The organism is Solibacillus kalamii (genome assembly GCF_002174535.1).
GTDB lineage: Bacteria > Bacillota > Bacilli > Bacillales_A > Planococcaceae > Solibacillus > Solibacillus silvestris.
This window is the reverse complement of sequence record NZ_NHNT01000008.1, coordinates 157,501-168,109: the sequence shown is the minus strand read 5'-3', so window position 1 is coordinate 168,109 and position 10,609 is coordinate 157,501. Positions and strand designations below refer to the sequence as shown.

General features: G+C 44.2%; 11 protein-coding genes. 7 read left to right on the top strand and 4 right to left on the bottom strand.

Annotated elements, in window-relative coordinates; translation table 11 throughout:
* Positions 1-517: 517 nt before the first annotated feature.
* Positions 518-808 carry a transposase gene (locus CBM15_RS12795; protein WP_087617836.1) on the bottom strand — a complete coding sequence of 97 codons (291 nt, stop codon included), beginning with the start codon at positions 806-808 and terminating at the stop codon, positions 518-520.
* Positions 809-833: 25 nt separating this feature from the next.
* On the bottom strand, positions 834-1,763 hold the full coding sequence (locus CBM15_RS12790) for a nuclease-related domain-containing protein (protein ID WP_087617835.1): 930 nt from the start codon (positions 1,761-1,763) through the stop codon (positions 834-836).
* A gap of 178 nt (positions 1,764-1,941) precedes the next feature.
* Between CBM15_RS12790 and CBM15_RS12785 the strand changes: the two genes are divergently transcribed.
* A complete protein-coding gene (locus CBM15_RS12785) occupies positions 1,942-2,202 on the top strand; it encodes a hypothetical protein (RefSeq protein ID WP_140405567.1) in 261 nt (86 codons plus the stop codon).
* 58 nt (positions 2,203-2,260) lie between these two features.
* Here CBM15_RS12785 and CBM15_RS12780 read toward each other — a convergent pair whose 3' ends face one another.
* Positions 2,261-2,872 carry a hypothetical protein gene (locus CBM15_RS12780; protein ID WP_087617833.1) on the bottom strand — a complete coding sequence of 204 codons (612 nt, stop codon included), beginning with the start codon at positions 2,870-2,872 and terminating at the stop codon, positions 2,261-2,263.
* Positions 2,869-3,513: a phosphate starvation-inducible protein PhoH gene (locus CBM15_RS12775; protein WP_087617832.1), complete on the bottom strand. Its 645-nt coding sequence runs from the start codon at positions 3,511-3,513 to the stop codon at positions 2,869-2,871. Before CBM15_RS12775 ends, CBM15_RS12780 begins: the two co-directional genes overlap by 4 nt.
* Before the next feature lie 178 nt (positions 3,514-3,691).
* Here CBM15_RS12775 and CBM15_RS12770 point away from each other — a divergent pair, with 178 nt between their 5' ends.
* From CBM15_RS12770 to rnr, 6 genes are all read left to right on the top strand, one after another.
* A complete protein-coding gene (locus CBM15_RS12770; RefSeq protein WP_087617831.1) occupies positions 3,692-4,822 on the top strand; it encodes an ABC transporter substrate-binding protein in 1,131 nt (376 codons plus the stop codon).
* 14 nt (positions 4,823-4,836) lie between these two features.
* A complete protein-coding gene (locus CBM15_RS12765) occupies positions 4,837-5,838 on the top strand; it encodes a FecCD family ABC transporter permease (protein ID WP_087617830.1) in 1,002 nt (333 codons plus the stop codon).
* Positions 5,835-6,680, top strand: coding sequence for an ABC transporter ATP-binding protein (locus CBM15_RS12760; RefSeq protein ID WP_087617829.1), 846 nt, complete (start codon positions 5,835-5,837; stop codon positions 6,678-6,680). The genes CBM15_RS12765 and CBM15_RS12760 overlap by 4 nt, the downstream gene beginning before the upstream one ends.
* Positions 6,681-6,794: 114 nt before the next feature.
* A complete protein-coding gene (gene secG / locus CBM15_RS12755; RefSeq protein ID WP_008408959.1) occupies positions 6,795-7,022 on the top strand; it encodes a preprotein translocase subunit SecG in 228 nt (75 codons plus the stop codon).
* 171 nt (positions 7,023-7,193) lie between these two features.
* On the top strand, positions 7,194-7,940 hold the full coding sequence (locus CBM15_RS12750) for an alpha/beta hydrolase (RefSeq protein ID WP_008408961.1): 747 nt from the start codon (positions 7,194-7,196) through the stop codon (positions 7,938-7,940).
* A 231-nt stretch (positions 7,941-8,171) separates the two neighbouring features.
* Positions 8,172-10,580: a ribonuclease R gene (rnr, locus tag CBM15_RS12745; RefSeq protein WP_087617828.1), complete on the top strand. Its 2,409-nt coding sequence runs from the start codon at positions 8,172-8,174 to the stop codon at positions 10,578-10,580.
* The last annotated feature ends 29 nt before the right edge of the window (positions 10,581-10,609 follow it).

Here is a 10,609-nt window from a genome sequence, read left to right as displayed (position 1 = left end):
TGTTTGTCAAAATGCCTCATAAAGTTCTCTTACAGGGTTTTCATCCCTCCATGCCCAGGTCTGGGCATGGAGGGATGAAAAGCAGAGCAACCGAAGGGCGGTAGCAAAAAAGTCTCTTAACGTTTGTCCGAAATATTGACGGAAGACCACAATGTAGCCCGTTATTAGAAGAAAGCTGGAGGATATTAGAAGAAGTGGGGTGGTTATTAGAACTTCCTTGAATTTGAGGTGTAGGAGAGGTTGAATTGTCGGTGGCAATAGGCGGGGAGAAAGGCGGATTTGATTTTATTAGAACAACCAAGTAGTTTATTAGAAAATGTCGGCGGGATATTAGAAGATGTAGATACTTTATTTGAACATCGGGAACACTTATTAGAACAAACCGCACTTATATTAGAAAACCGGACATTTATTAGAAGAAATAATTTTATATTAGAACTTTTCCGGATATATTAGAAAATCACACAAACAAGCCCCCCACATCCACGCAACGAATGTGGGGGCTGCCTCTCGTAACTCATCGTTCAATATCCGAAAATACATGGATTGCTTTTCTCAAAATCTCATTCTCTTCTTCCAGCGCACGTATTTTCTTTTCATATGCTGCTTTCATCTTTTCTGCTTCGCTCTCGGAAACCAAGCCTGTCAGTGACTCGCGGTGTTCCTTCACCCACCGATGAATCGTGGAAGGGCCTACATCATATCGACCGGCAATATCAGCCACTTTTGCGCCATCTTCTGTAACAGACTTAATAATGACCTCTTTTGTTTGTGCATCTACACGCCTACGATTTTGTTTTTCATTCATATGTGTCACATCCTTTTATAAGTATTTACTCAAACTTTTCCGGAATCAAATAATACGTCCCTTTATTCACTCCGTGCTTTTCCAGGCCGGCTCTCGCCAACAGTTTCGAAGCTATATGGATACACGGAATATTAAAAAACTCCCGGAACTCTTTATTCGTTATGCGGGGGCTGACTAAAATTCGGTATTGCAGAAAAGTTTCGTACAACGCTTCTTTACTTTTCACCTTACAAACCGGACAAATAAAATAGCCTTGCCTATAATGCATTTCATTAACATAATCGCACTCCCTACAAAGAACACCATTTCGTAGCCGGTGCCTTTCAATCGTACGACGAGGAGGAAGTTGTTCGTAAAGTTGTTCTAATTGGTTTTGCAGAAAAGTAATATTCGCACGAGGATTTGGGTGCTGCCTATACAGCTTTTCAATAAATCTCGGGATGCCGCTCATATGCATGATCGGGAAATTGGTAAGGGAATGATCAAGTGTGGCGCGGTGATTTGCGAGAACAACGATGTGGTAAACGGGAATGGAGATTTGCCACGCTTTGAATTGATGTTCCAAAAAAAGCTGGTGGCGATATGCCTGGTCAAACGGGTTGGGGAAGTTTTCGCTGACATTCTCCTGGACACGGGAAAATTCATGGAGGGCGGGTTTGTAGAAAAGCGTGCCGGAGATTTGCTTTACTTCCATGACGACGACAAAATGCGGCGTAATGAGCAAAGCGTCCATTTGATGGGTAAAACCTTTTGAATTGATGCACTCGAAATTATAAAAAATATGGAAAGCGGATTTAAAATAATAGTCCGAGAGCAGCCGTTTCAACTTTTGTTCTCCTGATAAGCCGGCTTCCAATCGGTAAAATTCCTGCTCGATTGCCGGTGCATCCAAATCATCCATTTTCATGCGATTCATCAATGTTTTGACAAATAAATAATGCCTTGATTGCTGCACGATTTTCACCTCCTCATTTCACTATAGCGAATGTCAATCGAGAAGAAAATAAAATGCCTGAAAATATCTTTTTGCGAAGAAAATTACTAAAAATGTTTTTCTTTTATAAATCGGGGAATCATAAAGCATACACCAAAGGAGGCTATTCAATATGAAACTTAAAAAGACACCTACTCTAATGATGACGTTGTTACTATCATTATCACTTGCAGCTTGTAATGATGAAGATGATACGAACATCGATAACAATGTTGACGACGGTACGGATGATGGTCTAATGGAAGACAACAATGACGATACAAATGTCGAGTTAGACGTTGACGGCGACGACAACAACGACAACACGGATGACAACTTAGATGATAATACAGAAGACAACACTGATGGCACTGTTGACGACAATACTGACGACAACAAAGATGACAACAGCAACGATTAATAAATAAAAAAGCATGGCGCACGCATTAAATTGCGGGTGCCATGCTTTTTTCAATTCCTTAAATTTCCCCGAAGGCTAACCACGGGAAGAAGCCGTCCATGAACTTCTCTGTTGCCGGCATGAAGTACGAGCCGAAATGGAAGTCTGGATCAAGTGTCGTCACGATCCACGTACCTTTTGAGCTGACTTTGTCGACATACAGTAATGAACCACCGTCCTTCATATCAATCAGAGACTGCATGCCGTCCTGTAAATGGAAGACGCCGTGCTGATGCCATGTACACGCCGCTTCATCCAGGAAACCGTCACGGAATAACGGGTAATCCGGTGCGACCATGCGTAAGCCGCTGTCCGCATCTTTTTCAAGCCACCACCAGAAGTTCGTCGGGCGTGTTTCCCAGTTTTGGCCCGGAATCCATTGCCACGGCTGAGGTCCGAATGCTACGACAACCCCGCCGTTATCCGCAAAGCGTCGGATTGCCGGTGCTGCTTCCAGCAATAATTTATTGTGCAATTGTGAAGGAACAATTACCACGTCCATACCTTCCAAATCTTCTTCGACAAAGCGCGGTAAATAGCTGATTTTCTCGAAGTACTGTTTGAATTTCGGTGTATTGAATGTCACGTAATGAGGCGCGTGACCACTATATAAAACGGCTATTTTTCTCATCCTTCAAATCCTTCTTTCAAACGTAGTAATTCTTGATCGAGCCAAGCTAAAAACTGCGGTGCAATCAGCTGTGTCGAGTTTTCACCTGTTGCGTATGTCAGGAAATCACGGCAAGATGCTGCGACAACCGTTCCTTTTGTTGCCGTGCGGTCGATGAAGACGATTGGTGTGCCGTCCTTATATTGCAGCACGATTTCCGATTCCTTGTTGACAACCGGATGAGACCCGCGTGCATAGAAGCCGGAAACGCCTTTACGGTATGTAAGCTCCATCATATCAACCCCGTCATAAAATGTACCTGCCGCTGCAGGCTCCATTACATAATCCGCATGTGACTTAATTTCCTTTGGCATAAACAGACCGGCACCTGGCAGCCAAGGACGGAAAATATGTGTGTTGGCAATAATAATTTTCCCTTCATTCAAGAAGTTCTCAATGACTTGTTTGTGCTCATAAAGATGTTCCTGATCGATAAAGTCCGTTACGACCATCACATTGTACTCGGAAAGGTCGGCAGTCGAAATTTCATACTGGTCGAGGAATGTTACATGGTCCATTGGTTCATTGGAGACGTTCATAGCACGTCCCTCTAGGCTGAATGCATGTCCGCCATCTAGTTTTACAATTTTATATTCAGACATAAAAATCTCCTTTAATCCTGTAAATTTAATTAATTGATACAAATTCTCATTTGAGAACCGAATTCTCATTGACATTGAAAATCATTATCAATTATACTCAATCTTGTTGAGAAATCAAATAATATTTTATTAAAATAATAATTTCGTGAAAACGGATGATATCTAAGGAGAGAAAACAATGGCAGGACGTAAGGCAATTTTGACAACGCTGGCACTCGCAGCAATGGCGCTAGCAGCATGTTCAGATAAAGAGGCAACTACTTCTACTTCGGGCGGAGAGGTACAAACGACTGCAGAAGAGAAAATCGTCATCGATCAGGCAGGTACAGAAGTAACGATTCCCGCTGAAGTGAACTCGATCGTATCGGGAGGAATTTTACCGTACTTCCATACATGGTATGTCGCAACAAATTCAGCAAAAGAAATCGTGGGAATGCACCCGAACTCTTACAACGCTGCGGAAAACTCGATTTTATCGAAAATGGCACCGGACATTTTGAAGGCGGATACGTCATTCGTCCAAAATGGGGAAATGAACGTCGAGGAATTAATGAAAATCAACCCGGATGTGTTCTTCGAAATTGCAACGGACGAAAAATCAATCGAGCAGGCACGTAATGCGGGGATCAACACAGTCGCGATTAAAGCTATTGATGCTGCGGCAGCAGAGCCACTTGCGACATTCAACAGCTGGCTTAAGCTGACGGGTGAAATTGCGAGCACAACAGAGCGTGCGGACAAATTCATTGAAATCGGTACAGCTGTGCAAAACGAAATTTATGAAAAAATCGATGGCTTATCGAAAGAACAAAAGCCGAATGCATTAATGATGTATCAATTATCCGAGCAGGCGATTACGGTAGGCGGTAAAAACTTCTTCGGCAATCAATGGCTGAACGCAACGGGAGCCAATGACGTTGCGGAAAACGATGTAACTGGACGCAAAGATGTCAACATGGAGCAAATCTACAACTGGAATCCGGAAATCATCTATTTAACGAACTTCACGGAAATCCAGCCGGAAGATTTATATAACAACACGATTCCAGGTCAGGACTGGAGTGAAGTGGAAGCGGTGAAAAACAAGCAAGTGTACAAAATTCCACTGGGGATTTATCGCTGGTTCCCGCCAAGTGGTGATGCACCGCTAATGCTGAAATGGCTGGCAAGCAACAACCAGCCTGAGCTATTCGACTATGATATGAATGCTGAAATTAAGAGTTACTATAAAGACTTTTACGGATATGACGTAACGGACGAAGAAGTAGAACAGATTCTACACCCATCTTCTGACGCTGCGAAGTATTAGAACGAGGGACACTCATGAAAAAGTGGAAAAGTATTTTACTGTGGGTATTGCCGCTTGTACTTGCGATTGCTTCGCTTGGCATCGGCCGGTTTGAAGTCGATTTTGTAACAGTGGTCAAAATCCTCGGTTCGCATATTTTTCCGATAGAAGAAACGTGGACACAAATGGAATATAACGTAGTCATGACGGTCCGGCTGCCGCGTATTATCCTCGCACTATTGATCGGTGCGGGGCTTTCCATTTCAGGTGCTGCATTCCAGGGGATGTTCGCCAATCCATTAGTGAGCGCGGACATTTTAGGTGTCGCAGCGGGTGCCGGATTTGGTGCTTCTATCGGGATTTTACTGTTTGGCAATGGGTATGTGACACAAGGATTAGCGCTGGTCTTCGGTTTAGCGGCCATCGCATTTACGTATATGATCGGCGGGTCAGGACGCAATATGCCGATCTTTATGCTTGTTCTCGCAGGGGTAGTGACGAGTGCATTGTTTAATGCGCTGATCTCGTTAACGAAATTTGTGGCGGACCCGGAAGAAAAACTGCCTGCCATCACGTATTGGCTAATGGGAAGTTTGGGAACGGCCTCTTACCGCGACTTATGGACAGCGGGACCAATTATTCTAGTCGGAATGCTCATTTTGCTGGCACTGCGCTGGCGCATTAACTTACTGACATTGCCGGATGATGAGGCGAAGTCGTTAGGGATAAATGTCGTGCGCATGAAATGGCTTGTCATTGCAGGGGCGACACTTTGTACAGCGGCGGCCGTTGCCGTTGCCGGGATTGTCGGCTGGGTCGGCTTGATCATTCCGCATATCGCAAGGATGTTTGTCGGCAGCAACAATGAACGCGTACTGCCGATGTCGATTGCACTGGGCGGCGCGTATTTGCTCGTTATCGATACATTGGCCCGTTCGATAACAGCAGCGGAAATCCCGTTGTCGATCTTGACGGCAATTGTCGGAGCACCGTTCTTTGCTTATCTTTTACGTCGTACAGGAGGTAACTGGTCATGAAAATAGAAGTACGTGAAGGCAACTTCTGCTATGCGAAAAAGAAGGAAGTGAAGCCGTTCATTTATGAATCGAATATTAGCTTTACACTGGAACCAGGCCAGATTATGGCGATTCTCGGTCCGAACGGCGCAGGGAAAACGACGCTGTTAAAATGCATTACCGGCTTGCAGGACTGGCGTGTTGGCGAAACATTGATCGATGATGTACCGCTTGCAAAAGTTTCGCAAAAAGAGCTTTGGAAGAAAATCGGCTATGTTCCGCAGGCGCATAAAATGGTATTCGGCTTTTCGATTGAAGACTTGGTTGTGATGGGACGTGCACCGTATATCGGTTCATTGTCAAAGCCGCGCAAGGAAGATTATGAAAAGGCGCACGAAGCATTAAATGAAGTCGGCATTGTGCATTTGGCGAAAAAGTCGTGCAATGAAGTAAGCGGCGGGGAACTGCAGCTGGCGCTAATCGCACGGACGCTTGTGTCGAATCCGGAAATTTTAATATTGGATGAACCGGAATCGCATTTGGATGTGCAAAAGCAGGTTGTCATTTTGGAAACATTAAAACGCCTGGCAAAAGAGCATAACATTTCATGCATTATCAATACCCATTATCCGAACCATGCGTTTTATTTGGCCGATCAAGTACTGATGATCGCGAAGGAGAAAAAGGCGGTCATCGGCGCGGTTCATGAAGTGATGACCGAATCGCGGATGAAGGAATACTTCAATATTGACCTGCGCAAATTGATCTTTGAAGAAGAGGATCTTCTATTTGAAACGATGGTACCACTTGCATTGGCGGCAAAACGAGATATAAGCGAATGCCGTTTTAACAGTTTTGAATAAGAGTGGGGAATGTTGGATAAAATATGATGTTCATTTCCAAGAAATATTGTAATGGCTCCCTCATTTTGATATACTAATTTGTATTGTGACGTCCATACTTAGGAGGTGGAGCAAATGCATACGTTATTTACAGTATTACTTATTATCGTAGCGATAGCCTTAATCGTTGTTGTATTATTACAATCAGGTAAAAGCGCTGGTTTATCAGGTGCCATCTCTGGTGGAGCTGAGCAACTATTCGGTAAGCAGAAAGCTCGCGGAATGGATCTAGTCCTTCACCGCACAACAATCGTTCTTTCTGTTGCATTCTTCGTATTAGCTTTGGCGATTACGAAATTCTAATTGAACGAAAATTAAACGCCTAACCAAGCATTTAATGCTAGGTTGGGCTTTTTCTTTTAGTGTGGGCCCAAACACAGTATAATAGAAGAAAGAAATGAAAAGTTTTCCACGATTCAATGGTGTGATTGAATCGTATCTTTCATATTATGGAACAAGACGGGAGCAATCAGTATGAAATCAGCTTTGTCTTCACCGTTCTTCTTTCAGGCAGGGCCGAGAGCGGTATTATTATTACATGGGTTTACAGGGAGTTCGGCAGATGTGCGGATGCTTGGACGCTTTTTGGAAAAACACGGCTACACATCGCTTGCCCCACATTATAAAGGACATGGTGTTCCGCCAGAAGAACTCATTGTCTCAAATCCCGAAGAATGGTGGCAAGATGTAAAAAACGGGTATACTCAATTAAAAGAGGCAGGCTATGAAGAAATCGCCGTTGCAGGACTATCGCTCGGTGGCGTATTTTCACTCAAGCTTGCGACAAGTCATCCGGTGAAAGGCGTTGTCACAATGTGCTCGCCGATGACGATGCGCACGACAGACATTATGTTTGAAGGCGTACTTGAATATGCAAAACAATATAAAAAACAACAAGGTAAAAATGAACAGGAAATTGAATTAGAGATTGAAGCAATCAAGCAGCAGGGAATGGCATCACTGCCAGAACTGCAGCAATTAATTTACGATGTACGAGAGACAATCGACTTACTATATGCGCCGATTTTGGTAATCCAATCGCGCAACGATAAAGTCATCAACCCCGATTCAGCCAATATTATTTATGATACCGTCGAATCGATCGACAAAAAAATCAGCTGGTATGAGCATTCGGGTCATGTCATCACACTCGACAAAGAAAAAGACCAGCTTCATGAAGAAGTTCTCACGTTTTTAAATTCGTTAGATTGGATAGTCTAATGGTGTGAATAAATTTTTGTTCAGTTTATTTATAGAGGGGTAATTTAAATTTAAACGTTTAGTAGTTGATTGAAGTGGAGGTTCGACTCCAGCGGGATAAGCGTGACGCCTGAGACTACTGGCTCAGGCCACGCCCGCGGAAAGCGTAACCGTAACGGAAATCAACGGCTTGCGAAGCACTTCTTAAATAAACCTGAACTTTATTTTCTGTTCAAAGGAGGGAAATAATACATGACACAACAAAATGAATTACAACAGCGCGTCCTTGATATGATGAAGGACGATGGCTATAAACCGATGACCGTATCGGAAATTGAAGATGCACTAGAATTAGAAGAAGCGGATGATTTCCGTGAGTTAGTCAAAACACTCGTAAAAATGGAAGCACAAGGACAAATCGTGCGCTCCCGTTCAAATCGCTACGGTTTACCGGAACGCATGAACTTACTGCGCGGCCGCTTTATCGGGAACGCGAAAGGATTCGGGTTCGTCGCACCGGAAGAACAAGGCATGGACGATATTTTCATCCCGGCACACGAAGTTAATGGTGCTTTAAATGAAGATACCGTGCTCGTACGTGTATTAAAGGAACAATCAGGTGACCGCCGTGAAGGGACGGTTGTTAAAATCGTCGAACGCAGCAAAACATCATTTGTCGGTACATACCAGGCGAATCGCGGTTTTGGTTTTGTCGTTACAGATGATAAGAAATTGAATATGGACATCTTTATCGCAAAAGAGGATGCACTGGGTGCGGTCGACGGACACAAAGTCGTTGTAGAAGTAACGCACTGGCCGGATGCAACGAAATCTGCGACAGGGATGATCACGAAAATTTTAGGTCATAAAAATGATCCGGGTGTGGACATTTTATCGATCCTGTATAAATACGATATTCCGCCAGAATTTCCGGAAGAGGTTGTCCAAGCGGCAATCGACGTACCGGATGAAATTACCGAACAGGACTTAGTCGGACGTCGTGACCTGCGCAATGAAGTTATCGTGACTATCGATGGTGCCGATGCGAAAGACTTGGATGATGCCGTTACCGTTGTAAAAAATGACAATGGCACATATAAGTTAGGTGTACACATTGCCGATGTCAGCTACTATGTGACGCAAGGCTCTGTACTGGATCAGGAAGCGTATGAACGCGCGACTTCTGTTTACTTGACGGACCGCGTAATTCCGATGATTCCGCACCGTTTATCAAACGGAATCTGTTCATTGAATCCACAAGTGGACCGCTTAACATTGTCATGTGAAATGACGATTGATCAGGCTGGGCAAGTTGTGAAGCATGAAATTTTCCAAAGTGTGATTAAAACGACGGAGCGTATGACGTATTCGGACGTTTATAACATTTTAGAAAATCCGGACGAAAACCCGGAATTAATGGAGCGCTATGAAAACTTAGTGCCGATGTTCAAAGATATGGCCGATTTAGCGCAAATCCTACGCAACAAACGTATGGCGCGCGGTGCGATTGACTTTGATTTCAAGGAATCAAAAGTATTAGTGAATGAAGACGGCTGGCCGACAGACATCGTGTTACGCGAACGTACTGTTGCGGAGCGTCTGATCGAGGAGTTCATGCTTGCAGCGAACGAAACGATTGCCGAGCATTTCCACTGGATGGAGCTGCCGTTCATCTACCGTATCCACGAAGATCCGAAGCCAGAAAAATTACAACGCTTCTTTGAATTTGTTACAAATTTTGGTATTATGATCAAAGGTACTGGAAATTCGGTACATCCGAAAGCATTGCAGGAAGTTATTCGTTCGATTGAAGGCTTGCCGGAAGAGCCGGTTATTTCAACGATGCTGCTGCGTTCGATGCAGCAGGCAAAATATTATGCCGAGTCGTTAGGTCACTTCGGTTTATCGACAGAGTTTTATACGCACTTTACATCACCGATCCGTCGTTATCCGGATTTAATCGTCCATCGTTTAATTCGTACGTATTTAGTGAATGGCGATACATCGAAGGAAACGGTTGTACAGTGGAGCGCGGTAATGGATGAAATTGCGGACCATACATCTGGCCGTGAGCGTCGTGCCGTTGAAGCAGAGCGTGATACAGATGCACTGAAAAAAGCGCAGTTTATGTCCGATAAAATCGGGGAAGAGTTCGAAGGGATCGTGTCATCGATTACGAACTTCGGTATTTTCGTAGAGCTTGAAAATACGGTGGAAGGTCTTGTGCATATTTCGAATATGACCGACGACTACTACCGCTTTGAAGACCGTCATTTGATGATGATCGGTGAGCGTACTGGCCGCCAGTTCCGCATCGGGGATGAAGTGAAAATCCGTGTGGCAAATGTCGTGATCGAGGAATCTTCGGTTGATTTTGAAATCGTCGATATGGTAAGCAGTCCACGTCCGGCTCGTCGTCAAACATCGAAAGTGATTCATGCAGGTCGCCGAGAAGGCCGTAAAAAAGATGATGAGCGTACAGGCGAAAAACGTGACCGCAAATCACGTGGCGGAAGCAAGGAACGCCCGGAGAAAGCAAAACGTTCAGGCTCGTCTGACCGTGATCCACGCGGGCGCCGCAAAGAAGGTAAATCGGGCGATAAGCCAAAGTTTTACGAAGGCATCGCAAAAGGCAAAAAGAAAAAAAGTAAAAAGAAATAGTAAGGTGTGAAGCTATGATGCATATTCGG